Annotated in this window: 22 protein-coding genes; 5 read left to right on the top strand and 17 right to left on the bottom strand. The window is 40.7% G+C overall.

All coding sequences use genetic code 11. From position 1 onward, the window contains the following. Positions 1 to 308 precede the first annotated feature (308 nt). The 3 genes from P5683_RS05110 to P5683_RS05100 all read left to right on the top strand — a co-directional run bounded on the left by P5683_RS05110 (position 309) and on the right by P5683_RS05100 (position 3010). Positions 309 to 1124 (top strand): sulfotransferase domain-containing protein, encoded by an 816-nt coding sequence (locus P5683_RS05110; protein WP_187757994.1) that lies wholly within the window; start codon positions 309 to 311, stop codon positions 1122 to 1124. A 61-nt stretch (positions 1125 to 1185) separates the two neighbouring features. Continuing rightward, a complete protein-coding gene (locus tag P5683_RS05105) occupies positions 1186 to 2004 on the top strand; it encodes a hypothetical protein (RefSeq protein WP_006625814.1) in 819 nt (272 codons plus the stop codon). A gap of 37 nt (positions 2005 to 2041) precedes the next feature. Then, positions 2042 to 3010: a polysaccharide pyruvyl transferase family protein gene (locus P5683_RS05100; RefSeq protein WP_315639389.1), complete on the top strand. Its 969-nt coding sequence runs from the start codon at positions 2042 to 2044 to the stop codon at positions 3008 to 3010. Positions 3011 to 3166: 156 nt separating this feature from the next. On the opposite strand, the gene P5683_RS05095 is transcribed toward P5683_RS05100, so the two are convergent. The 15 genes from P5683_RS05095 to trxA form a co-directional block, all read right to left on the bottom strand. Further along, on the bottom strand, positions 3167 to 4231 hold the full coding sequence (locus P5683_RS05095) for a polysaccharide pyruvyl transferase family protein (protein WP_006625816.1): 1065 nt from the start codon (positions 4229 to 4231) through the stop codon (positions 3167 to 3169). Between the two features lie 36 nt (positions 4232 to 4267). Continuing rightward, entirely contained in the window at positions 4268 to 5299 is a 1032-nt protein-coding gene (locus P5683_RS05090; RefSeq protein ID WP_006625817.1) for an Npun_R2821/Npun_R2822 family protein, read from the bottom strand. Positions 5300 to 5328: 29 nt separating this feature from the next. Then, positions 5329 to 6210 (bottom strand): Npun_R2821/Npun_R2822 family protein, encoded by an 882-nt coding sequence (locus P5683_RS05085; protein WP_006625818.1) that lies wholly within the window; start codon positions 6208 to 6210, stop codon positions 5329 to 5331. 14 nt (positions 6211 to 6224) lie between these two features. Continuing rightward, positions 6225 to 7199 carry an Npun_R2821/Npun_R2822 family protein gene (locus tag P5683_RS05080; RefSeq protein WP_315639387.1) on the bottom strand — a complete coding sequence of 325 codons (975 nt, stop codon included), beginning with the start codon at positions 7197 to 7199 and terminating at the stop codon, positions 6225 to 6227. Positions 7200 to 7231: 32 nt separating this feature from the next. Further along, positions 7232 to 8401 (bottom strand): acyltransferase, encoded by a 1170-nt coding sequence (locus tag P5683_RS05075; RefSeq protein ID WP_046319794.1) that lies wholly within the window; start codon positions 8399 to 8401, stop codon positions 7232 to 7234. A gap of 15 nt (positions 8402 to 8416) precedes the next feature. Next, positions 8417 to 9376 carry a glycosyltransferase family 10 domain-containing protein gene (locus tag P5683_RS05070; protein ID WP_315639384.1) on the bottom strand — a complete coding sequence of 320 codons (960 nt, stop codon included), beginning with the start codon at positions 9374 to 9376 and terminating at the stop codon, positions 8417 to 8419. Between the two features lie 17 nt (positions 9377 to 9393). Continuing rightward, positions 9394 to 10596: a glycosyltransferase gene (locus P5683_RS05065; RefSeq protein ID WP_006625822.1), complete on the bottom strand. Its 1203-nt coding sequence runs from the start codon at positions 10594 to 10596 to the stop codon at positions 9394 to 9396. 14 nt (positions 10597 to 10610) lie between these two features. Next, positions 10611 to 12632, bottom strand: a complete 2022-nt coding sequence (locus tag P5683_RS05060) for an ABC transporter ATP-binding protein (RefSeq protein ID WP_187757992.1) — start codon at positions 12630 to 12632, stop codon at positions 10611 to 10613. Positions 12633 to 12654: 22 nt separating this feature from the next. Then, on the bottom strand, positions 12655 to 13845 hold the full coding sequence (locus P5683_RS05055) for a glycosyltransferase family 4 protein (protein WP_006625824.1): 1191 nt from the start codon (positions 13843 to 13845) through the stop codon (positions 12655 to 12657). A 60-nt stretch (positions 13846 to 13905) separates the two neighbouring features. Beyond that, positions 13906 to 15240, bottom strand: coding sequence for a glycosyltransferase (locus P5683_RS05050; RefSeq protein WP_006625825.1), 1335 nt, complete (start codon positions 15238 to 15240; stop codon positions 13906 to 13908). Beyond that, positions 15237 to 16244, bottom strand: coding sequence for a sulfotransferase (locus P5683_RS05045; RefSeq protein WP_228116535.1), 1008 nt, complete (start codon positions 16242 to 16244; stop codon positions 15237 to 15239). The genes P5683_RS05050 and P5683_RS05045 overlap by 4 nt, the downstream gene beginning before the upstream one ends. Further along, entirely contained in the window at positions 16217 to 16351 is a 135-nt protein-coding gene (locus P5683_RS05040) for a hypothetical protein (protein ID WP_315669420.1), read from the bottom strand. The genes P5683_RS05045 and P5683_RS05040 overlap by 28 nt, the downstream gene beginning before the upstream one ends. Before the next feature lie 202 nt (positions 16352 to 16553). Further along, on the bottom strand, positions 16554 to 17729 hold the full coding sequence (locus P5683_RS05035) for a glycosyltransferase (RefSeq protein ID WP_006625828.1): 1176 nt from the start codon (positions 17727 to 17729) through the stop codon (positions 16554 to 16556). A gap of 205 nt (positions 17730 to 17934) precedes the next feature. Next, positions 17935 to 19218 (bottom strand): glycosyltransferase, encoded by a 1284-nt coding sequence (locus P5683_RS05030; protein WP_315645825.1) that lies wholly within the window; start codon positions 19216 to 19218, stop codon positions 17935 to 17937. A gap of 120 nt (positions 19219 to 19338) precedes the next feature. Next, complete coding sequence (gene trxA / locus P5683_RS05025; protein ID WP_046319802.1) at positions 19339 to 19665, bottom strand: thioredoxin; 327 nt, start codon at positions 19663 to 19665, stop codon at positions 19339 to 19341. A 102-nt stretch (positions 19666 to 19767) separates the two neighbouring features. On the opposite strand from trxA, the gene fabG reads away from it, so the two are divergent. Both fabG and groL read left to right on the top strand, forming a co-directional pair. Further along, positions 19768 to 20535 (top strand): 3-oxoacyl-[acyl-carrier-protein] reductase, encoded by a 768-nt coding sequence (fabG, locus tag P5683_RS05020; protein WP_006669692.1) that lies wholly within the window; start codon positions 19768 to 19770, stop codon positions 20533 to 20535. A gap of 125 nt (positions 20536 to 20660) precedes the next feature. After that, a complete protein-coding gene (gene groL, locus P5683_RS05015; protein ID WP_006625833.1) occupies positions 20661 to 22337 on the top strand; it encodes a chaperonin GroEL in 1677 nt (558 codons plus the stop codon). A gap of 99 nt (positions 22338 to 22436) precedes the next feature. Here groL and P5683_RS05010 read toward each other — a convergent pair whose 3' ends face one another. Further along, positions 22437 to 23546 carry a hybrid sensor histidine kinase/response regulator gene (locus P5683_RS05010; protein WP_006625834.1) on the bottom strand — a complete coding sequence of 370 codons (1110 nt, stop codon included), beginning with the start codon at positions 23544 to 23546 and terminating at the stop codon, positions 22437 to 22439. Positions 23547 to 23636: 90 nt separating this feature from the next. After that, positions 23637 to 24743 (bottom strand): ATP-binding protein, encoded by a 1107-nt coding sequence (locus tag P5683_RS05005; RefSeq protein ID WP_006625835.1) that lies wholly within the window; start codon positions 24741 to 24743, stop codon positions 23637 to 23639. Position 24744: the final 1 nt, after the last annotated feature.

The raw sequence follows: 24744 nt of genomic DNA, 5'->3' as shown, positions 1-24744 counted from the left end.
TTTCCTCTCCGTGATAAATCACGGAGCTTCCAACCCTCCCAGGAGTTTTACGTGAAGTGAATCGCCTGTATATCCTGGTTTTCCCAAGGCGATTTGTAGGTGTCAATTGTGCTGTTTATACTTTCCTGTTATGGTGCGATCGAAAGATGCCTCCACGTCTGATTTTTCAGATTGTGCCATACTCATAAACTTCCGGCTATGGCCATGTTTTTTCCGATTTCAGTGTATCTAAACACATCAATATGATGTTTGATAAATCATCTGGTCGGGTCGGGTTGTAGTGAAATTAGCAAGGTTTACTAAATATCATGAAAACCAAAATTCTGGCTCTCAAAAAGCGAATTCAAGCCATTATTGACCCCCATAAAAGCCAGGAAGACAGAGAGCGTGATGCCGCTAAATACTTAATAATATCACAGCCGAATAGTGGTAGAACTTGGCTGCGGGTAATGATTGGAAATGTCTTCCAATCGTTATCAGGCTTGAATAATATAGACCCTGAAAATATTTCCTATTTTGCCGAATTAAGTCCTAAAATTCCTTATGTAAAAGCAGTCCACGAGCGATTTAATAATCATCCAGAGGATTACCGAGACAAGAACATAATTTTATTAGTTCGAGATCCCAGAGATGCTGTGATATCTAACTATTTTCTGAAAACCAAGAGAGATAAAAGTCCTAAATGGATTCAGAAGAGTTTATCTGAATTCATTCGCGAAGGGTATTATCTGGACGACTTCATCGCTTTATGTAATGCCTGGAAGGGATATCATGATCTACCTAAATCATTTTTGCTATTACGATATGAGGATATCCGTCAAGAAACTCAGAGAGAGTTGACAAAAGTCATGAAATTCTTGGGTTTACAAGTTAGTGACAGCTTGATTCAAGAAGCAGTCAAACGGGCATCATTTGAGCAAATGAGAGAGAAAGAAACTCAGAGAAAGTTGCCAAACGAAACCCATCCCAATATCGATCAAGAATCCTTAAAAGTCAGAGAAGCAAAGGTCGGAGGGTATCAAGATAAGATCTCACTAGAGGACATCGATTTTATCGAGAAAAAACTTGCTCAGGAGTTAGACCCCAATTATGGTTATAATTACTTTACAAAACAACACAAATGATAACTACCTTCAACTCTAATCTATAGTAAGATGGGATATATAGCCATAGTAGGGACAAATCATGATTAACCGTGATAAAGATTTTTGTTTTTGTACCTTGGCTCTGGGTGAAAAGTACCGACGGTTAGTGAAACAACTGGCTCAGGATATCCAACAGTATTCTCCAGGAACTTCATTAGTCGTTTATACAGACTTACCGGAAGATTTAAGGGATCAAAACAATATTTTAGCGTTTCCTCATCAGTCTCAGGGTGTCCTCTACTGTTTCCACGATCGCCGTTTCGTAATTGAAAAGGCTTTGTCATTATTTCGGGTTGCTATTCATATTGATGCCGATACAACAATTATTGAAGAAGTGCCGGAAATAGATTGGCAGCCTGGAATCACATCTGGCCAAGGTAAATTCCAAAATATTATCGGCCATCTTGATGCGAAAGAGAAATATCTGGGAGAAAAAATACCGAAAGAACGAGAAGCTTTTCACAAAATAGCCTCCAAACTAGGGATTTCCTTAGAGAATACCTTTTGGATTCAAGAAGCTCTGTATATTGTGGCGAGGGATGAAGGCAGAGAAAAAGAGTTTATTAAACAGTGGGGTAGAATTGGCAGATATTTGGAATTGAGACAAATTCATCGAGGAGATGGAAATGCGATCGGTTTAGCGGCTGCTAAGGTGGGATGGACTGTTAATACCCACGGTTTTCAAGATTTAATTAAAGTGAGGAGACACCTGGATGCTTCTAAAGACCCAACGGAAAAACTGCCTAATTCTCAACTTAAAACCATGGGAGACGAACTTAAATTTAAACTGAAGTACCACTCAAGGTTAAACTTGGCTCGCATTAAAGCCTTGAAAGATTGGGAATTTTATTATGGTTAGAATCTGCCAACTTGTCTTTACTAATAAGGAAAAATAAATGGATATTTCCCAACCAGAAATTATTAAGGAAGAGCTGCATCAGGCTTTAGGAAACGTAGGAAGTTTTGAAAAATGTGCATTGCTTAACTACCCCAATTATGGCAATATAGGAGACCATTTAATTTGGCTAGGAGCAATTTTGTATCTAACTGACGTGGTTGGCTGTACCATCAACCATGTCGCAGTTCAGAATTTATCAAAAGGTCAGATTGAGCCAAAGCTCGACAAACAATCTCCTCTAATCTTTACGGGTGGAGGGAATTTAAACGATATTTATAAACATATAAATTTTTATGAAGAGATTATTTCGGAGTATGGCGATCGCCCAATAATTATCCTACCCCAAAGCATTTATTTTACGGAGCAGGAACGTTTAAATAAGGTCGCTAATATATTTAACTCCCACCCCAATCTAACCATATTTGCGCGAGAAAATTACAGTTACAATATCGCTCTTGAATATTTCCATAGCTGTCGAGTTTTCTTAGCTCCCGATATGGCTTTTCAACTGGTTAATATGCCAGGTTTACCAAACAAAAATCATCGTTCTAATTCTATCCTGTACCATTGTCGAACTGGGAAAGAGTTAAACAAAGACTCAGCGCCAAAAACCCTGAATTTGCCGAATGTGGTGACACAGGATTGGGCATCCTACGAGTATCAAGGTACTCCCAGTGCTTTATCGTTGAAAGGCTTAACCACTCTCATTCAACAAGGTAGATTAAAGGAATGGTTTTCTCGGCAACAGTGGAAGTTATTCCATCCCTACGTTGTCAAATTTCAGCAAATGGATAACCCATCTTGGCACTTGAACTCCTGGAAATTTATGCATGATGGAGTTTATCAGTTTAAACCTCACGGTTTAGTAATTACCAACCGTCTCCACGGTCATATACTTGGCATTTTATTAGAAATTCCCCACGTTTTTTTAGCCAATTCTTACTATAAAAATCAATCATTTTATTAAACTTGGACTCACGAAATTCCCTTTTGTAAATTTGTTCAAGATGCCTCAGATGTCGAAAATGCTGCTAGAGAAATATTGAAAATATATCCGATTTAACTTAGAATGCATGGATGAATGAACCAAAGTTTCAGAGGCAATTGCATTGATAATTAGTTTTTACTGCCCAATGATTTCCAAACATTTTTTGACTTGTTCAGACTCATTTTTAATAAATGCGTCTGGACGCTGATATTGGTTGAAAATTTTCTCCATCCGGTCTAGTCCAATCTCTCCCAGGACATCGACCCTTCTTTCCTGTGGTAATACCCCAGTTTTCTGAAGATAGTTGTCAATTTTAGAGCCAGATTTTTGGATACCTATATTGGGAACTCCTAAAATATCAGCAATGATAATGGAGTGCAGTCGGTTTCCGAGGTGAAAGTCCATTTCACTTAAAATTTTGATAAATTCTTGCGGTTCTTGCCATGAATGTAATTGGCAATTTTTCTCTGGCAGATACTTCCTCAAAAATTCATGAAACCGATTGTCATTTGTTTCGTCTCCCACATGACTGGGAAGTAAATGAATAACTGAGTTATATTTTTCAATAACTGGAATCAACTGTTTGGCATAAAACTCCCCTCTTCCTTCTCCCCACCAATATTTACCAGAAAATGATATATTTTTGAATTCAGACCTATTTTTTGTCGCGATAAATGGTTCGTAAAAAGTGAGTTCTAAAAAAGCCAAATCTCCTCCCAAACAAATAAATTGTGTATTCTTAAAATTATTTAAAGCCAGTTCATAAGAATACTTATCTCTCAGGTAGAGCAAATAGCACTTGTCAAATAACTGGTAGCTTTCGGAATTACTCCCTTCCAAACCCACTCCCAAAAAACCAAAGCCTTTGCCCATTAATTTGGATAAGGTTTTCAGCCTCAATAAATTTTTAGGGGGGCTACTTCCAATATTTAATGTACCCCCTCCCCAAAAGATATAATCACTGCGTAAAATCAATCCCAGCTTCTTTAATTTGGGCAAGTTTGATTCGGAAAAATAAATAACTTTTTCGCTAATTTTGGGGTAATAATCTTCCTTGCATAAAACGAAAACTTTGCCGACGTTAGATTGGCAGGAAAAATAATTGGTTAGCTGTTTGACAAACAAATCATCGCCGATATTTCTTTGTCCGTAATATCCGATTAGCAGGATGTTCATTGGCTTCTGTTCTTGGTTTTGCATGGGAAACCTTAATTTTGATGCCGACTGGGGACCAAATTATGATAAACCCCGTTTAATTTTACGGATTTTTGAGATGACGCGATCGCTTATTTTAGCGATCGCATTCTTAAGGTTCCTCTGTACCTGAACCAACCAACTCGGTGGCTTCAACTGAGGACGGTCTGACGGTGATTTCAAATATCGATAATGCAAAAACACATCCTGATAAGGAATTTTGACATCCTCACCACCGCAAAGCTGAGTAAACTTACCAGCAGATATGCTCATAAAATGAATGTAAGTAATTTTCTGACCTTTATCATAAAGCACGTTATCCACGACATCAAAAGTAGAAGACCAGTGGCTTCCGGTGGCTTGTTCTAAATTATGGTAGGCAAAATTGTAGAAAGAAATACCACTCCGAGAAACCATGTAATTATAAAGGGGTTGATCCGAGCCTCGTAACGACAAAACTTCGGCATCACCGGATTTCAAGTAATTAAGTAACTCGGCTATTTTTGCGGGGTTAAAAACTCCTTTTTTTGAAGCAAACCATCCCGCACAAAAAATCTGAGATTTGGCTTTTTCTAAGCCGATAACTTTGTCCAAAATCTCGATTTTTTCGGGATTATAAATATAGTGCATCTCCGATTTATATTGAAAATCATTGACCACCCAATCATAATCATTGAGTTTCTGATAAATTGGATCAACTGAGTTCATTAATAGGGTGTCTGCATCCATATAAATGAATTTATCAAAAGGCCCATCAAAACTGCATAACTTTCTGACAAAATTAACCCGACGAACTTCAGGTTTGCCCTGCTCTTTCCAAACCTTTTGGGCGGTTTGATTGGCTTTCCAGGCTTGAGTCATAAAGTCTTCCCAAAAAGCAATTGATTCTTGATTGTCAAACAAAGTGACATGGTTACGTTTAGCCACTTCCGCACGAATTTTATCTAACTGATTATTGTAAGGAATAATACATACGGGTAGTTCTCGACCTTCATTGACTTCAATGCTATTCAGTAAAGCAACGAGTTGGTCGTAAACGACATCATTGGCAAAAGTATAGATACCGTCTGTCATAGGTTTAGTCCTTGTCTAGGTCTAGTTTTTTAGGGTTTTAGAAAAGAAAATAAGCGGCTCAGTTTCCTCTGCCATGCTGGTTTTCCTTCATGGAGATAACGATAATATTCCCAGATATCCCAATAGTTTTGCCCAGGATTTAAGGGAGTACCTGCCCAGTGAAGGTACTTTAAAGGTTTCTCCTTATCATACAGGATATGGTTCCGCTCCTGAAAGTGTTTAGAACCGGCCCAACTCCCGACATCTCCTCCGGGACGCTTGACCAAATTACCACGTTTGGGAATATGTTTGAGTACCAGATAGTTAAAAATTGGCTGGTCGGTGACACCCTGTGTAAAGTCAAAATACTCCCGGTGTTGGGAGCATTCCTGCAAGGTGTGGTATAGTTTATCTAAGGTAATTGCACCCTTTTTAGAAGCCCAAAAACCGCTGTTAAAGACATCTTCTAAATCGGTTTCACTGAAGATATTTTGTTCGATAACGACGGGGGAAAAAATATTCCGCAATTTTTCGCCAGCGTGATGATAGTCACAGCAGAAAAAATCGACCTCGGATAAATAATCGAGGTTAGCTGCAATGTCTTCAAAAACAATAATATCAGTGTCAATATAAAGGAAATCTTGTAGCGGCCCAAACCAGACGGCCAGCTTTCGCATTTTATTGGGGAGTTTGAGAAAATCTCTGTCAAAAATTGCTCCCACTTTTTGGGTTAATTCTTCGAGGAATTCTAAGTTAGGAAATAGCTGCACATCATGGAGACGATTTAAGGTGTTAAAAACTTGATGATATTCCTCATTAAAGGGAATCATCACCACGGGAACACTCTGATTATGGCGACGAATGCTATTCAGGAGGGCGATCGCATTTTCCTGGACGCGATCGTTGGCGACAATATAAATTCCTCGGGTCATAAATTCTCCTATTCTTAACGAGTTAATTTCAATTTTCTGAGAATTCGTTTCATCAAACTCTGCCGGGTTTCTGAATTCTCAGTTTTTGGGGGTGTGGTAAACACTGGACGCTGCTCCGGTTCGTGGAGATAGCGATAGTGCAGAAACACATCCCGATATGGAAAACCAAGATTTTCACCCGCACAAACGCGAGAAATTAACTCAGGTTGAACACCGATATAATGGATGTAAGTGAGTCGATTGCCTTTATCATACAAGATGTGGTCTTGTTCTTCAAAATGTTTGGAAGTGGCGCTGCACCCGGTCTTTTGTGAGTCTGGCAAACCTTTGGCAAAATTGTAGCTGGGAATTCCAGAACCCATGACCATATAATTTAGCAAGGGCTGTTCCCCCGCCCCCGGATAGAGAATCTCATACTCTCCCGCTTTTAACTTCGATAACAGATCGTTTCTGGTTGCTTCGTCAAATACCCCGCGCTTAGAACCGTAGAAACCGGAACAGAATATTTCTGAATCGATCCTCTGTTTGTCAAAAACTTCTGGCAATTTGGGGGACTGTAAGTTATAGATTTTAGTCGGATCTGTGAACTGAAAATCATACACTACCCAGTCATACTCTTGTAACTTGTCGAACACGGGATCTAAAGAGTTCATGACCAGGGTATCGGCATCCATATAAATGAATTGGTCAAAAGGACCATCGAAGGCACAAAACCGCCGATGAGCGCCATATAATCTAAATTTCTCTTTATTCAGTCTTTCAGGAGCCGCCGCAGCCATAAAACTATCCCAACGCTGGATTGATTCCTTATCATCGTAAAGGGTGACGTTAGGTCGCTTGGCAATTTCGGCGGCAATTTTTTCGATGCGATCATCAAATGGATAGATACAAACGGGGGTTTCTGGACCCAAAATTGCATCTATACTGTTGAGAAGTCCTACTAACTGATCATAAACAACATCGTTACCTAGACTGCAAATACCACGCATAATTCTGACCTCCTTAAAATCGCGAGTTGGGTTCAAGTTGATGACAATAACTTATTCTGATATTCTTGATATTTTAACCTTAACCACTGATTGGCGGGTAGTTCTATCATAAAGGTGATAGCAGATGCCAAAGCTATAGACAAAATGATGGCTAGGATAATACTTAGGTTAGGATTAAAACCATATTGGTAAAGTTGTCTAATCAAGGCATAGCCGATATTTTGGTGGATTAGGTATAAGCTATAAGAAATAGTGCCTAAAAAAATTAACGGCTGCAACCTGAGCCATTTCAAAGAACCCTGAGTTCCCAAATATAGTAACACTATAAAACTGGCTACTATAATAGTTGTAGACCAAGAATTTTCCCAGGGATAAGCAAACCTTTGGGCCAAAACACAAATCATAATTATCAGGAATCTATGAATCGAAAATCCTTGCTTATTCACCTTGTAAATCATTAATCCTGCGATAAATAAATGTGCATATTTAATGATAATTAGTTCGCGTACTATACTTTTTAAGTTAGAAATTATTCCCATTGATAAATAATCAAGGTTGTTTAAAGTTGAACTACCCATTAAAAAATAATTATTTGCTTCTAAGTAATTTTCACTATATGAAAATTCAAATCCTCGGCTTGCCATATAAGTTTTAATCGAATAAAATAAAGTTAATGCTAACCATCCAGATACGACTACTTCTACGCGCTTTAAAAGTCTCAGTTTGTAGATGAGTAACATCATTATATAAAAACAAATTTCAATTCTGAGAGTCCAATATACCTTATCTACATTGGGAACATTAAATAACCATTGAAACATTGTCAGATTTAATAAAGCGTCTGAGAAGCTGACTTGTAGATCTGGTAATTGAGCGATCGCTGTAATTGTAAATGTCAAAATAATCCCCACCCAGTAAGCCGGATACAGTCGAGAAAAGCGCTTGATTATAAAGTCTAAACAGCTTTTCGTTCTTTCCAGGGTAATCAAAATCACAAAACCACTGACAATAAAGAAAAACTCAACTCCATGTCGTCCCAATCCCCAATAAAACCAGACTTGATCGGAATGCCCATACAGTGTACTATACTGACTGGTGTAATGAAATAAGACCACACTTAATGCTGCGATTCCTCGCAGCACATCCAACTCCCACAATCTTTGAGAATTTTTGGTATTTCCCTCTTGAGAATTATTAGCCATTGAGTTGCTCCATGCTTAATGATTTTTGGCAAAATTGTCCAACCAAGCGAGTAAGTTAAGCTTGTGCAAAATAATTTGTCTAGCTTCGGCGATCGCCTCTCTAGCTTCATACCAAGCATCAGCAGTAGCAGTCACCTCCTTAATGTATTCTAACCCTTTTTCATCCAGGCTTGGCAATCTCAGAAAACTTCCAGGTGGTAATAACTTATCGGCTGCCGGTCCTCCATAATAAATTGGCAAACACCAAGCCAACAAAGAATCCCAGAGCTTTTCACTCACATATAAATCATTGTCAGCATAATTTTCAATCGCTAAATTATAGTAGTAAGGTGCCATACCCTGCCATTTATTACTCAGTTGTCCTCGATAGTTGGAGGCGGGAGGCAACTGGCGGCCATACAAATCAAACTCCACATTTACTTCTTGCATTAGTCCTAAAAAATTCAACCTCTGCTGATGGTTTTCACTGCGATTAATTCCCGAAGTAATCCAAGAACAAAAAAGCTCTTTGGTGGGTGGTTCCATTTCATTAAGTTCTCGAAAGGAATTATGATGATACCAAATGGCTGGCATATAATCAGGAACTGGAGCAAAGTTATCTGGTCCAGAAACATAATCACAATACAATTCAGCCTGCCGGTAGTTATATTGAGTTCTTTCAACGACTTTACTTAAAGGCGGTTCTCGGAGCAGATAAATCATGCGTTCTTTGGGAACACCCCTAAATTTTTCCCTGATATCGGGTGCTGGTTGCTGTGGTTTAACCAAGTCTTGCAGGCGATCGCGCCAGGAAGTTTTTTGACGAGGCTTAGGAAAATCCAATTGATACAGGAGTAAGAAATCAGGATGTGGATGAGTTGACTGGATCGCGATATTTCCCCATCTGCCAAAATGATCAGGGGTTTGTTGCCACAACCAATCTGTTTGATTGGCGTTTGGGTAACTGGTAATCATACCAACAATTTGGGGTTCCATTTTGATTTTACCTATGATTAATTAACTAACTCTGGTCGCATTGATTCATCGACATAACTGAGAATTTTCGTGATTCGATTTTCACAAGAAAACTGAGTAGCAAACTCAATAGTTTCTGGATATCCTCCCGTCTTTCTAGGATAGGTTGACAAAACTTTTTCAATACACTCAGCGAAAACGGTGGGATGGTCTGGTTCACACCATCCCACCGCAATATTTGATGACTTAAATTCCCTTAACGGGGGAATTTCGCTGGCGGCAATGGGGGTTCCTGATGCTAGATAATCAAAAAACTTTAAAGGAGATGTAAAAGTTGCTGCCTCAGTCATGAGATGAGGGTGAGCTAAAACATCAGCTGCTTGCAGTAAACTGGCGAGTTGATCTTGAGGGAGAAAACCCAGAAATACAGCATTATCAACTTGATTATCTTTGGCTTTTGTTTGGTACTCTAGTACCTGAGATTGATTACCTCCAGCAAATGCGAATTGAATTTTGGGTAATTTTTTAGCCACATCAATTAGCAGATCCACACCTTTAAAAGGATAAAGTCCCCCCGAGTAAACAACTAGATGGTTGCGTTCATTTGGGATAAGTTTTTTTCGCCATTCTTCGGCTTCTTGATCATGTCTACATATAAATAGGTGATTAAAACCGTTATGAAGTTTGATGGTTTTTTCGGGAGGCATACCGTTAGCAATCAAATTATCTTTAACAGTATCTGCTACTGTAACCGCTATTTGAAACCAGGGAGATCTAACAATTTCTGGCGGAAATTTTTTCTGATCATAATGGTGTTGTTCGTAGATGACTGGTAATCTATGTTTAATAGCAGCTTTAGCGAAATTCCAATCTCGAGTATGAACAATTTTAGTATCAGGTTTGATATGAACAGGCAAGTAGTATTTTGATACAACAGTGCTAGAGTTTGTCCATTTACCACCCCACTTGGCATTCACAGGCCACGGCATGGGTAAGGGAGAGACTTTGAGGTATTCTTGTATATTATATTGTTCAATCAGTTGTGGCTCTGGCTTTTGGGGATTAAAGGGTCGCATCAACCCAATTGGGTTAAAAGTGGACTTTTGGGGACTCATATAAGCCAAAACAGTTTGGTAGCCCAAATTTGCCGCGGCATTCGCAGAATGAACCACTTGAACTAAACTCGCTACGTTGGGTTGAGGGAGAGTCTTTTGAGTAAAAAATAGGTAATGTTTAGCCATTGAAAATTTATTCCTTAATTTGAGGATGATTCTTGCCTTTTACTTAGCCGAAGTTTAACACTTTGTTCGATAAACTCTAAACTTTCCAGAATGTGGGTAGCCGAATGATAAGACTCATTTAAGAGTTCTTCGCGTTCTTCGGGTTCATCGATCATATCCTCTGACAGTAATTGCAGAAAACCAATCATGGGATTGAGACGAGTCCGAACATCGTAGGAACTCTTGATAATTGCTCGATCGCGTTCGGCTTCGTCGGCAAACTGCAAAGTATAGAGGCGGGCATATTTTCCCCCTTGAGCTAGTAGTTCATCATGGCTGCCGACTTCAGCTACTTTTCCTTCATCTAAAACGGCAATTTGATCAGCTTTTTGAATAGTGGAAAGACGGTGAGCAATCACTAAAGTTGTCCGTTCTCTGCTGAGTTCTTCAATCGCTTCTTGAACCAGCCTTTCTGAGACTGTATCCAATGCACTGGTGGCTTCATCTAGGATAAGTATATCGGGATTTTGTAGCAAAGCTCTAGCAATGGCTAGTCGTTGTCTTTGACCTCCCGATAATAACACACCGCGATCGCCAATCTGGGTATCCCAGCCCTGGGGCAAATTTTCAATAAATTCATAAGCATTGGCTCGTTTAGCTGCATCAATGATTTGTTCTTCTGTGGCCTCTGGCTTGGCATAAGCTAAATTGTAGCGAACTGAGGCATTAAATAAAAATGTATCCTGGCTCACAATTCCCATAGCCTTTCGGATGCTTTTTATCTCAAAATCGCGCAAATCTTTTCCATCTATCATCACCGCACCCTGACTCGGATCATAAAACCGAGGGAGTAGGGATGCTAAGGTTGATTTTCCTGAACCAGAGCCCCCAACCAAGGCCAAGGTAGTTCCCCGTGGCAAGTGCAAATCGATATTTTTTAAGACCATATCTTTATGCCCTGGATAAGCAAAAGAGATTTGATTAAAATGAATTTCCTTCTCTAAACGCTTAAATTCTTGCTCACCATTCTTCATAAAACTTTTGTTATCCTGTCTTAAAAAGTCATGCACAATTTCTACGGATGCCGATTTATTGGCTGCTTGACTTCGGGAGCTATTTAACCCGGAAATTAGGGGAAGAGTTCTAAATAGTACAAATAAATAGGTGAGCAGAACGGTTGCCAATGATGATACTTGTTCTTGCAAAAATATCCTGCCGATCATCACTAACAAAAGAATCACTAAAATATTAACGACTTCATTGATGGGTCCAATAGCTGCTGAGTTTACCTGCTCCTCAAAATCCGCTTTTTCGCGATCGCGAATTAACTGGCTAACTTGTTCATATTCCTGTTCTTCATTACCGGTAGATTTTACCAATCTAATACCATTAAGTATTTCTAATAGTTTAATTGAATATCCTCTTGATAGTTCTGACAATTTTTTACCAAATCTTTTAGAACGATTAACTATTACCTGATTAATGGCTGTAACGAATAAAAGCAAAACTGTAGCTACCAATGTCAGTTGCCAGGAAATTGCCAACAGCATCGCCACAAATACTAAAATTGTAATCGATGTTATGAGCATCCCAATGTATGTGCTAATGGTACTTGATGCTCTACTGATTTCACCCCCTAATCTGTTGACGATATCCCCCACCTTCATTTGAGAGTAATAGTCCAAATCTACATTCAGTAATAACCGTAAGCCTGACTCTCTCATGTCAGCGGTTAAAGCACGAGTTAACGCACTGGAAGCCAAACTTTTGACATAGTTAGTTAAATTTTTTAAAATAATCGCTAGTAAAATAGCTCCTGTCATTAAGGGTAGACGGTATATTTCTGGCACTGAGTCAAATGGAGACATGATATTTTGAATCAATGCTGGGGCATCTTTTAGGTTAGCTTGCACCCCTAATATATTGAGAATAATCGGGACAATCAAGGTCGTACTGACCCCATTAAATATGGCTCCTGAAAATCCCAGAATGACGATAACTACAATTCTGACCGGGTATTTTCTAGCAAAATTTAACAGTAATTTTTCCGATGACATAAATTATTCCCCTTTTTAAAATTTACATGACTTGATCAATCACATTAGACAGAACATTTGCCATCGCCTCAATACTGTACAATTCTACACATCTTTTTCTAGCCTGTAATCCTCTATCATTAGCAACGTGTAAATCTTGAAATATCAGTTGGAGTGTGTCAGCAATTTGTTCAGGAGAGTTCGGTTCGACCAAATACCCAGTATCTCCTAAAATTTCGGGAATGTCACCAACTCGGCTCGCCAAGACAGGTTTAGCCATAGACATTCCATCGGTCAGCTTCAGGGGAAACTGCGCCCTAGTCGCCGGGTGATCGCGCTGGGGAACCACAATAACATGGGCGGCGGCAACGATCTCCGGCATCTTTTCGGCTGGAAAGTTTGGCAATTTGATAATCCAGCGTCCCCACGTTTCCATGAGTATATCATCATAATTATCATAGGGGCTACCCCCAACAATTACCAACTTGAAATCCGACTGGTCAATCAGATCGAGAGCCATCAATACATCTTCTACCCCTTTATAGGGTCTGGGAGCGCCGGGAAACATTAGTATTTTATATTCGCTGAGGTGATAACGACTTCTACTCATCTCGGGATTATATTTGCTCGGATCGAATAAAGTCGTATCTTTGCCATTGGGCAAATATACACCACCAAAGCGATTTTGAATAAACTTAGTATTGACAGTCACGGCATCACTATAGGACACTAATTTCTCCATCAACTTTAAATAGAAACGATAGTCTGGATTCCTGAGAACCCCATCTTTCTTCAAGATATCTTTGGCTAATTGCTTCGGATTTGGGCTATACTTCCAGTCATCCCCTCCCTGCCAACTGAGTTCCCAGTCATCTATATCTAACACTAAGGGGCGACGACTCATGACTTTTTTAATTAGAGAAATACCGAAGCTGCTGCTTCTGGGTTTAACCGCATAAATGATATCTCCATCAACTTTTTCAAGAATTTTTGGGGATGCGGATATGAAATTTTGATAATTATCATCTACGGCTACGGAGAAAATAGAAACATCAAAAGCTGGAGTCACATAAATATTTTTACCTTCTACCAAAAAACCCAGAATTTCTACTTGATAATTTAGCATTTTTAAAGCTTGGGCGAGCAAAAAAGACCTCACCACTCCAGCCCCCGACATTTCTGGGCTGATGATCGAAATTTTCAATTTTTTGAAATCATGGGGTTGGACTTTCATACTTTTTTTTGACTTTCATGAATTTTGAGTGAATCAATTATACAATTGGGTTCTCTAATTTTAATTCAACACTTTTTGATAAAGTACAACCATTTCTTTACTAACTTCTTTCATCGTCCGGACTGGCTTTATAGACTGACTTAATTGGTGGACTACATCTCGCCTCACAGCGAGATAGGCAATGGCTTCTTGCCAAGCTTCTACAGTGACGGGAACCAGCCAACCATCGATGCCGTGACGGACTAATTCAGCAATTCCACCTTGTTTGGAACCGATAACTGGAGTCCCCACAGCCAAAGCTTCGAGAACGACAAGAGGCCCCGTTTCCAACCACTGGGAAGGTACGGCCAAGAGATCCAATTGTGCCAAAGCCTTTGGAACGTCTTCCCTCGCAAGTTGATCGGCTATTTTAATTCGGGAGTCGGTAGATGCCAAAGCCATCACTTTTTCTCGATTCGCCAGATCTTGTTTACTTCCACCCATACCATGAATAATCAGTTCTACCGGACAATTTGGTGGCAGGCGATGTACTGCTTCTGCCAACATTTGCGCTCCTTTAGTATCCTGCCAACGTCCTAAAAAGCCGATTTTTAATTTTTTTTCTTGGCTCTGCTTTTTTTCAAAATTTCTATTAAAATTCGAGACTCCTTGGCGACACAAAACAATTTTTTCTCTGGCAAAACCGTTCGCAATTAAGCCGTCATAAATCCACTGGCAAGGCGCAATAACCAGGTCTGAAAGCTCGAACATTCTGTGCAGTTTTTTTTGATGATTTATAACTTTTGGAGGTGTACCTATTGTCCTTCCTAACTGCTGCAATCGAACCGAACTCGAAGTTTTTAATTGAGTTTGAAAATTCGTGGCTAAAGACGAGGGCACTCGACTTAATCCTTGTATTGCCCAATTCGGCACTTTTGCCGGCAATCCCAAGCATTGACTACAGCGCACGTCTTGAATTTTTCCATCACAGGGATGTTGGCCATGTAGCATCATAGTACCCCTAAGACATAAGGGTTCTGGCATATGAATGGTCACTAAAGTTTTTAAACCGTTTTCCTTAGCACAATTAAGGTGGTGTACTCCACAGCCGAATCGCCAAGAGTGCTGGTGGTATATATCTGATTTATGGTCGGCTAACCACGATGAAAAATAGTTGAAACCGGTTGGAGGTTCGAGTTCGTAAAGTTGTGCCTGAGTCGGATTTGGAAATAAAGGATAACGATAAACGGAAATGTTATTATGTTGGTAGCTCTGCTCCTTTGTTCCATTTAGGGAAGCACCAACAACACTTTCTATTCCTAGGGATCGCAACTCTTGCACCAAACCATCAACATAGACCTCTGTACCACCGGAACTCTGGGGAAAATACCAACTTAGACTGTGGATGACTTTCATATTGAATCAATCAAACAGTTTATGGGTCTATTTATGGTTCTAACCATCGAGACAAGTCTTTGGAAATCAACCTTTCTAAATTCATAATATCTGACCGATAGATATCTAAGAGTTTTTTTTCTGACTTGGGGCTGGAGTGGAGGCTGACCTAAATTTGTCTGTTTGAGTCCCTCCCGAATCCTTTCCCTCAAGCTGATAGGTAAAAAATTTTTAACCATAGATTTAATGATATTGGGTTCACTCCCAAAATTATGGAAGGTCTGGTTTTTAGGAACTTTTGCCTTTAGTTTTCCCACATTTATTTTCTTTGACAAGTCCGGCTTGAATGTTTTGTCTACACACAAAAAATCAAAAATAGTTACAAGAAACTTTTCTGGATTTTTCCGGTAGTCTTCATAAATAAAAATTCCAATTTGTTCAGGAGCAAATATATCGAAATATCGTTGAAGCTGCTGGTAATCAAATCCAGCCTGTTGATAATGCCACAAATATTCCCAATTGTTGTCAATGCGCTGTGGTTCCGCTTCCAGAGCCACTTCCAAATCATGAATCGGCTCACTGTAATCCCGAATGAGATGCAAAAAACTCGAATAAGCCCTATCTACTGGGTTGCGAAGTACAGTGATGAGTTTAACGTTTGGAATGTAATGCTTGATTCTTTCCGGTACTTTCGGATGGTAAAGATACCAAGCTGATTTTTCACCAATTGCTATTTCCTCAGAAACATCTTGAAATTGAGCTTGGTAATCATCTAGGCTGGTAACAGCCCGTCGCATCAAAGAAATGTCGCCAATTCCTTGAAAGTTCAATTTCTGGTTCTCAAATGCAAAAAAGTGCATTTCTTCAGCATAACTCATGTAAATCTGTGGATGCTGCTTGAGATAATATTCTAAAGAACTGGTTCCTGACTTCGCAGCACCGATAATAAGAAAATTTGGCATTGTCATTGGAGCTGCTGTTATCCTCACTTCAATTTTTACATCTTCACTTCTGTAACTCGCCAACTCAATTTGAGGTTAACCCAGAAATTCCAAAATGTCACGATCGCGATCGCACCCAATTTACCCCTATAGGCATTTAAGCCCAACAGAGAAACTAACCAGTTGAACATTATCACCTTCCATGCTAACTTAACCAGAGCAATTTAACCAAATTTTAATAATATTTTAACTGTTTGACGAAGATCGGACTGTGGGCAAGACCAATCCCGAAAAGTCCATTGATCATTTCTGAGCAAATTATTGCTGCCTCAATCATCGCCAAGTAATTCTTAACATTATATGAACCATTCCTCGGAATCATGCGCTCTCAATCTATAGGACTTTTTCTATCACACCAGATAAAACATTAGCCATAGCTTCAATGCTGTAAAACTCTTTACATCTTTCCCTGGCTTTTAATGCTCTGTTATTAGCTGCTTCTAAATCGGAAAAGATTAATTGTAACGTATCCGCAATTTGTTCAGGTGAACTAGGATCAACTAAGTAACCTGTATCCCCTAAAATTTCAGGAATATCGCCAACACGAGCAGCTAACACAGGTTTAGCCATTGCCATTCCGTCTGTAAGTTTTAAAGGAAACTGAGCTCGAGACCTGGGAGTATCTCTTTGAGGAACCACAATAATATGGGCAGCAGCTACAATTTCCGGCATAACAGCAGGTGGAGACTTGGGAAGTTTGATAATCCATCGCCCCCATTTTTCTGTCAATTGCTGATCATAGTCGTCATAAGGACTACCACCAACAATTACTAATCTGATATCTGACTGATTTAAGATGTCCAATGCTGTTAAAACATCTTGTACCCCTTTAGAATAGGTGGGAGCGCCGGGAAACATTAGGATGCGATAATTACTGAGACCATATTTCTCACGACTATTTTCTGGATTGTACAGAGACGGGTCAAACAGTGCGGTATCTTTACCATTAGGTAGGTAAATCCCACCAAAGCGATCGTGTAGAAACTGGGTGTGGATAGTGACAGCATCAGCCTTAGCCACTAACTTTTCTGCCCATCTTAGATATATTGAATGATCGGTGTTGTGCAATGCTCCACCGGGTTCCAATATATCCTTTAATAATTGAAATACAGAGGGTTTATATTGATACTCATCACCACCACTCCAACTTAACTCCCAATCATCTATATCTACAATTACTGGACAGCCACTTTTGATTTTGTGCAGTAAAGCTATACCTAATGTAGGTAGTTTGGACTTATAAACATAAATAATATCTCCAGTAATGTGACTAAAAAATTTGGGTACTGAAGCCAAAAACCTGGGATAGGACGGATGAGTGGGGATGGCAATGATTGGCACATCTGGACTAGAGCTTAACCCTTCTTTATCTCGGCGAGAGAAACCAACGATTTCCACCTCACAGCCTATTTTTTTGAGGGCTTTAGCCAACAAAAATGGTCGCACAGCACCACCCCACCGGCCTGCACCTTGGGAGGATAAATCGCTAACAATTATGGAAACTTTCATTCTTATTAATTACCTCCTTCAGAGCATTTGCGACTTTGATAAAATTTACTAATTAATTAACGGATTTAGGTATGATTTTTGCTGGGGATTTTTTCAAATCATGTTAGCAGGTGGTCTGGATCTAAATAACATAAATCTTGGCTATGCAAATTTATCGATTGTTTCCATAAATATGAGGCTTGACTTTGAGCTGGAATTGCCAAATTTATGGTTTGACCTCTGTCACTCGCCAACTCAATTTGAGGTTAACCCAGAAATTCCAAAATGTCACGATCGCGATCGCACCCAATTTAGCCATATAGGCATTTAAGCCCAACACCGAAACCAACAGGTTGAGTATGATTACATTCAATCCTAACCCCATCAGGCAAATCAGATTAAATTTTAACAATCTTTTAAGTTTTCGATGACCGCCAGACTGTTGGCGAGACAAATCCCGAAAAGTCCATTGATCATTCCAGATAAAGTTATTGATAATCGCCATTTCCGCCGATAGCACTGCACTTAGGGTCAGGGGTAAACCCCAGCCATCTAATAACAGATAAAAGATAGCCATATCGACAAATAAGCCACTAAACCCGACCACTGCAAATCTGACAAACCGACCCACTGGCAAATTATCGATCCGCAATCTTAGCAAATGCTGTAAATACTCAAAATACTGCCTACTGGTAACTTTACTATACCCCTCCTGACGTTCTTGGAACACATAGCCGACTTCCTGAATGTTAGCAATTCTCCCCCGACCCAATACCTCAATCAAAATCTTGTATCCCACGGGGTTGAGGTCGATATTAGCCAGGGTATCGCGCCGCAGCATAAAATAACCACTCATAGGATCAGAAACCCGACCCACTACCCCGGGTAAAATCATCAACCCCAGCATTTGTGCGCCACGAGACAAAATCCGTCGCGCCAAACTCCAATCACTGACCCCACCCCCAGAAACATGACGACTAGCCACAGCTAAATCAGCCCCAGACTGGATTTGCGACCACAATTGTAGTATGGTGTCTAGGGGGTGTTGTAGGTCAGCATCAATGACAGCTAAAATCTCACCCAACGCCACCTGCCAGCCTCTAATTACGGCGGTTGATAGACCCCTTTCTCCTCGGCGGCGCATAACCCGCAACTGGGGATAATAAGTAGCTATGTTGGTGGCGACTTCCCAAGTGCGATCGGGGCTATCATCGTCAATTACAATCAACTCATACTGTCTAGGAATGACTTGATCTAATAACCCGGTGAGGCGATCAATCAAGATGGGTATATTTTGGCTTTCCCGAAAAGTGGGAATAGCTACGGACAGCAGAATTGACGGACGATCCAAATCCGTTGGTTGTGGAACTTCTCCAGAAATCCTTAACGGACCTTCGGGAACAGGTAAAAGACCATAAATCTCTGGGGTGCAAGTATTGACAACTTTACCATTGTGTGGCTTCATGTCACCACAACCGGAACCGGAACCGGAACTAGAAAAGGGATACATCCAGGACTCCCACACCAAATATAAGCCTAATTACCATAAGGTATTTATTGACGCATTTCAAGTTTCATAGTCGATCGCCTATAAAAGGAACACCCCCACAAGCGATCGCCACTCCGTAGGTTACAGCAACCCATAAAGCCATTTAATCAGTTCTGGTGCGCGTTTAACCCCTTCAAAACGGTCTACCGGTTGACCATTTTTAAAAAATATCAAAGTTGGGAGAGCTTCTATTTGATAATCCGAGGCAATTTTAGGATATTTATCGGTGTCAATTTTGACGATTTGGATTTGTTCTTTCATCTCTTGGTTAACTTCCTGCAAAATCGGAGCCATCATTTGACAGGGACCGCACCAAGTGGCGTAAAAGTCCACCAAAACAGGGACTTCGGAACTCTCAAGAAGTTCCTGAAAATTCTGAAACTGCTTTTTAACTGCCATAATCCCCATGAATTAGCTATTGCTCAATTTCCCATTATATATCGCTGTACCTCAAACCCCATTCCCCTTATCATAATTGAGTTGGAAGTTAACTGGAAAGGAAAAATCCCGATGGAAATGTTACCAGAATCAATGCAGCAGTTAAAACAGCAGGTGGCCTTAGTAACTGGTGCATCTAGGGGTATTGGTTCAGCGATCGCATTAGAACTGGCCCAACAAGGGGCTAAAGTAGTTGTCAACTATGCCAGTTCTAGCACAGCCGCCGAGAAAGTAGTAGCGGAAATTACCGAAGCCGGAGGAGAGGCGCGCGCCATGAAAGCGGACGTATCCCAAGCCGAGGAAGTAGATCAGCTAATCAAAGATATTGTAGACCAGTGTGGTGGCATCAATATCCTAGTCAACAACGCTGGTATCACCCGCGACACCCTATTGTTGAGGATGAAACCCTCCGACTGGGAAGCCGTAATCAACCTTAACCTAACCGGAGTGTTTCTATGCTGTCGCGCGGTAGCTAAAATCATGCTGAAAGCGCGATCGGGTAGGATCATCAATATTGCTTCCGTGGCGGGTCAAATGGGGAACCCCGGTCAAGCCAACTACAGCGCCGCCAAAGCCGGAGTCATAGGTTTAACCAAAACCCTAGCCAAAGAATTTGCGACTCGGGGAGTGTTAGTTAATGCCGTCGCCCCGGGTTTTATAGCCACAGACATGACCAAAGACTTAAAAAACACCGAAGAGATCCTGAAATTTATTCCCCTAGGTCGTTACGGTGAACCCAAAGAAGTCGCCGGGTTAGTCAGATTTTTGGCTGCTGACCCCGCCGCCGCCTATATCACGGGTCAGGTTATCAATGTTGATGGTGGCATGGTCATGGCTTAGACCTCTAACCACAGGACTAATAACTTGGGACTGTCCCCACCCCAATTTGGTACGGTTTCCACGAATTAGCACTCGTACACCATGAGTGCTAAATTGACTATTTGGAGAGCTAAATTAGGTGTAATATGGCGAAAATCGTAGCCTTTGACGAAGAATCACGGCGAGCGATCGAGCGGGGAGTCAACGCCCTAGCAGACGCAGTTCGTGTTACCCTCGGTCCAAGAGGTCGCAATGTACTGATAGAGAAAAAATTTGGCGTACCGGATATTGTCAGTGATGGAATTACCGTAGCCAAAGCGATCGAATTAGGAGATCCCCTAGAAAATACAGGCGCGCGGTTAATTCAAGAAGTAGCAGCGAAAACCAATGATGTGGCTGGAGATGGTACTACCACAGCAGCAGTTTTGGCTCAAGCCATGATACAGGAAGGCTTGAAGAATGTGGCGGCGGGTGCGAACCCCGTGGCTTTGCGGCGGGGAATTGATAAAACCGTTCAGTATCTGGTCAAAGAAATTGAATCCTTAGCTAAACCCGTCGAAGGAAGTGCGATCGAACAGGTAGCCACAGTTTCCGCCGGGAATGATAAGGAAGTGGGAGAGATGATCGCCCTAGCCATGGACAAAGTGACCAAAGACGGAGTAATCACCGTTGAGGAGTCCAAGTCCCTAACCACCGAATTAGAAGTTGTGGAAGGGATGCAAATCGATCGCGGTTATATTTCCCCCTACTTCATCACCGATAGCGAACGGATGACAGTAGAGTTAGACAATGCTCGTGTCCTGATTACCGATAAAAAAATCAGTGCCATTCAGGATATTGTCTCCGTCCTGGAAAAAGTCGCCCGTTCTGGTCAACCCCTGCTCATTATAGCCGAAGACATCGACGGGGAAGCCCTAGCCACCTTAGTTGTCAACAAAGCCCGGGGTGTGTTGAATGTAGCTGCTATTAAAGCCCCTGGTTTCGGCGAACGTCGGAAAGCCATGCTCCAAGATATTGCCATTCTTACCGGGGGTCAGTTGATTTCCGAAGAAATTGGCTTAAACTTGGAAACAGCCACCGTAGAGATGCTAGGAACAGCCACTAAAGTCACAATTAACAAGGACTCCACCACCATTGTTTCTGGTTCCGGTCATCAAGGTGAGATCCAACAGCGGGTCGAACAATTGCGTAAGCAACTGGCAGAAACTGATTCCGAATATGATCAGGAAAAACTGCAAGAACGTATTGCTAAGTTAGCTGGCGGTGTGGCAGTCATTAAAGTTGGTGCGGCTACGGAAACTGAACTGAAATCGCGTAAACTTCGTATTGAAGATGCTCTGAATGCCACTAAAGCTGCTGTGGATGAGGGAATTGTTCCCGGTGGCGGTACAACCTTAATTCACTTGGTCAAAAAGGTAGAGCAACTGGCTGCAACTTTCAGCATAGAAGAGGAAAAGCTGGGAGCTAAAATTGTGGCACGAGCTTTGGAAGCACCTCTGCGTCAAATTGCTAATAATTCAGGGGTTGAGGGTTCTGTAATTGTTGAACAAGTCCGTAACAGTGACTCTAATATTGGTTACAATGCTTTAACGGGTAACTTTGAAGACTTGATTGTGGCAGGAATTTTAGACCCAGCCAAGGTGGTTCGCTCTTCCCTGCAAAATGCTGGCTCAATTGCGGGAATGGTGATTACCACTGAGGTTCTCGTGGTTGAGAAGCCTGAGCCTAAACCAGCAATGCCAGATATGGACGGCATGGGTGGTATGGGTGGTATGGGTGGTATGGGTGGCATGGGTGGCATGGGTGGCATGGGAATGATGTAATTCCTGCCCATCAACCTATAACCTATATCCTCAGTTCATCGAATAGGGAGTCTTGCGGCTATTGGAGGACTCCCTCTCCTCCTTGTCAACTATTTGGTTTCAGCCTGGGAGTACATCCAAGCCTAGGGGTAAGTTTAGGGAAATGGTGGTTTGTTGGTTAGATTCGCTTTCAATTCTCCACTGGCCGCCATGCAGTTCTACAATACATTTAATAATACTTAGTCCTAGTCCTGAGCCTTGCTGTTCGTACAGTTTTCGCTCAAATTGTACGTGAGCGCCAATTTTACTGATTTGTTCTGGGGTCATCCCTCGACCGCGATCGCTTATTTTTAGTAATAAAAATTCCTCACCTACTTGACTAATTACCTGAATTGGTGTACCGGGTTCCGAAAATTTACAGGCATTATCAATCAATTCTACTACCACTTTTTCAAGCTGGTTAGCTGCCATCTGTACCGTGGCATTTTCTAGGTCAAATTCTAGGTCTGTCTCCCTTTGGTGTTCTTGGGCTTGTTGGGTGGCGGCTTTGATAATAACTGATTGGCTGTCTTTGACCTGAATGGATCGGAGCGATCGCACTTTTTCTACATTTAAACCGATAATTTCTAAATCTGCATATAGCAAAAAATTGATGATTAAACGATAGAGGCGGCGACCGGAAATCCGAATATCTTGCAAAATTTCCTTGATTTCATCCGGTTCAAATAAGTCTAAATTTGAGAGTAGTAACTCCGTATTACTGATGATGCCATTTAGGGGAGTTCGTAATTCATGAGGGAGGGAATGGGTGATATTTTCCCGTAATTCCCGGATCTGTATTTCCGATTGCTGTTTGATTAAAGACTGTTTTTCTAATCTGATGGCGATCGCTGTTAACAATTCTTCCATAGAACAGGGTTTAGTTAGGTAATCATCCGCTCCTAAATTCATCCCCTCCCGTAAATCATCGCGATCGGCTTTAGCCGTTAAAAATATAAACGGAATTGTCGCCGTTTCCATATGGGATCTTAACTCCTTTAATACTCCATAACCATCTAACTCAGGCATCATCACATCACAGAGAATTAAATCCGGTAAATGTTTGTGAGCCTGTTCTACACCCAACTTGCCATTCTCAGCCGAGATCACATCAAAATCTTCTATCTCCAGTAATTCTACCAAATTCTCCCGAATTGTCTCTTCATCCTCAATTACTAAAACTTTAGCCATATTAATTCTGCTTTCGTTTATTCTAATTTTGTACCTATACCTAGATCGGTTAAATCAGTTAATAGGTTCAATTATGCCATATTTAGATATTTAGGAAACCTCTGTGATTGGCAAAATCACTGTAAATGTGGTTCCCTGTCCTAATTCACTGTCAACAGTAATCTCTCCTCCATGCAAATCTACAGCTTGCTTAACAATAGATAATCCTAATCCTGTACCTTTGATGTTTCCGACATTAGAACCACGTTCAAAGGCTTGAAATAGCTTTTGTTTATACTCTGGTGGTAAACCTATACCCGCATCCTTAATCCGAAAAATTATCTGATTTTCTTGGCGAATAACATCAAAATTAATCACCCCACCATCGGGAGAATATTTGATAGCATTGGATAATAAATTAGCTAGAATATGACCCAGCAATTTGTCATCTAACATGATCGGATCATCTAAATCTCCCGAGGTTCTTAATTCGAGTTTGTGTTGGTCATTCACTTGCACCATTAACTGGTCTATTAAGAGTTGGATCAACTTGACCACATTAACTAACTTAGGAGCAAAAGTCAATTTTCCCGAACTAGACTTACTTAATGTTAAGACATCTTCTAGTAATTGATTCATACTATTAATTGATGACTGGATTCGCTGAAAATGTTTAAGTTTTTTCTGCTCATCTAGTTTCGAGTCATATTTAGCTAACAAATCCGTAGACATTTGAATAGAAGTTAGAGGGTTTTTTAAATCATGGGATGCTATGGATAACAGTCGTGTTTTTTCAGCTTCTAACTCCTGAAATAAATTCAGAGATTCCTTGACTTGTACTTCCTGCTCATATCTCTTTAATGCCATGCGAATAGCTGCATGAACTTCTCGCTCCTTAAAAGGCTTTAAAAGATAACCATAAGACCCAGTAGATTCAGCTCTTTCTAGGGTACTATCATCAGCATAAGCCGTCAGGTAAATTACCGGAGTTCCATATTGTTCATGAATTTTAGCGGCGGTTTCAATACCATCCATATCCCCTTTAATAACAATATCCATTAATACTAAATCAGGGTTAGTTTCCGCCACTTTGGCGATCGCCGCTAGTCCCGAAGAAACAATCCCCACTACAGTATATCCCAAAGACTTGAGTTTTCTGGCCAATCCTTTAGCAATTAATAACTCATCCTCGACAATCAGAATTTGGACAGTGTTCATG

The sequence above is a fragment of the Limnospira sp. PMC 1279.21 genome, assembly GCF_032349615.1.
In the GTDB taxonomy this organism is placed as follows: domain Bacteria; phylum Cyanobacteriota; class Cyanobacteriia; order Cyanobacteriales; family Microcoleaceae; genus Limnospira; species Limnospira fusiformis.
This window is presented reverse-complemented; position numbering and strand designations above follow the sequence as displayed.

Excerpts from the sequence above, each read along its gene's own strand:
- P5683_RS05090 (WP_006625817.1), bottom strand. The coding sequence starts at position 5,299 with ATGACAGACGGTATCTATACTTTTGCCAATGATGTCGTTTACGACCAA.
- P5683_RS05085 (WP_006625818.1), bottom strand. The coding sequence starts at position 6,210 with ATGACCCGAGGAATTTATATTGTCGCCAACGATCGCGTCCAGGAAAAT.
- P5683_RS05110 (WP_187757994.1), top strand. The coding sequence starts at position 309 with ATGAAAACCAAAATTCTGGCTCTCAAAAAGCGAATTCAAGCCATTATT.
- P5683_RS05075 (WP_046319794.1), bottom strand. The coding sequence starts at position 8,401 with ATGGCTAATAATTCTCAAGAGGGAAATACCAAAAATTCTCAAAGATTG.
- groL (WP_006625833.1), top strand. The coding sequence starts at position 20,661 with ATGGCGAAAATCGTAGCCTTTGACGAAGAATCACGGCGAGCGATCGAG.
- P5683_RS05080 (WP_315639387.1), bottom strand. The coding sequence starts at position 7,199 with ATGCGTGGTATTTGCAGTCTAGGTAACGATGTTGTTTATGATCAGTTA.
- fabG (WP_006669692.1), top strand. The coding sequence starts at position 19,768 with ATGGAAATGTTACCAGAATCAATGCAGCAGTTAAAACAGCAGGTGGCC.
- P5683_RS05030 (WP_315645825.1), bottom strand. The coding sequence starts at position 19,218 with ATGTATCCCTTTTCTAGTTCCGGTTCCGGTTCCGGTTGTGGTGACATG.
- P5683_RS05010 (WP_006625834.1), bottom strand. The coding sequence starts at position 23,546 with ATGGCTAAAGTTTTAGTAATTGAGGATGAAGAGACAATTCGGGAGAAT.
- trxA (WP_046319802.1), bottom strand. The coding sequence starts at position 19,665 with ATGGGGATTATGGCAGTTAAAAAGCAGTTTCAGAATTTTCAGGAACTT.
- P5683_RS05055 (WP_006625824.1), bottom strand. The coding sequence starts at position 13,845 with ATGAAAGTCCAACCCCATGATTTCAAAAAATTGAAAATTTCGATCATC.
- P5683_RS05040 (WP_315669420.1), bottom strand. The coding sequence starts at position 16,351 with ATGTTCAACTGGTTAGTTTCTCTGTTGGGCTTAAATGCCTATAGGGGT.
- P5683_RS05035 (WP_006625828.1), bottom strand. The coding sequence starts at position 17,729 with ATGAAAGTTTCCATAATTGTTAGCGATTTATCCTCCCAAGGTGCAGGC.
- P5683_RS05095 (WP_006625816.1), bottom strand. The coding sequence starts at position 4,231 with ATGCAAAACCAAGAACAGAAGCCAATGAACATCCTGCTAATCGGATAT.
- P5683_RS05005 (WP_006625835.1), bottom strand. The coding sequence starts at position 24,743 with ATGAACACTGTCCAAATTCTGATTGTCGAGGATGAGTTATTAATTGCT.
- P5683_RS05050 (WP_006625825.1), bottom strand. The coding sequence starts at position 15,240 with ATGAAAGTCATCCACAGTCTAAGTTGGTATTTTCCCCAGAGTTCCGGT.
- P5683_RS05070 (WP_315639384.1), bottom strand. The coding sequence starts at position 9,376 with ATGGAACCCCAAATTGTTGGTATGATTACCAGTTACCCAAACGCCAAT.
- P5683_RS05100 (WP_315639389.1), top strand. The coding sequence starts at position 2,042 with ATGGATATTTCCCAACCAGAAATTATTAAGGAAGAGCTGCATCAGGCT.
- P5683_RS05105 (WP_006625814.1), top strand. The coding sequence starts at position 1,186 with ATGATTAACCGTGATAAAGATTTTTGTTTTTGTACCTTGGCTCTGGGT.
- P5683_RS05060 (WP_187757992.1), bottom strand. The coding sequence starts at position 12,632 with ATGTCATCGGAAAAATTACTGTTAAATTTTGCTAGAAAATACCCGGTC.
- P5683_RS05065 (WP_006625822.1), bottom strand. The coding sequence starts at position 10,596 with ATGGCTAAACATTACCTATTTTTTACTCAAAAGACTCTCCCTCAACCC.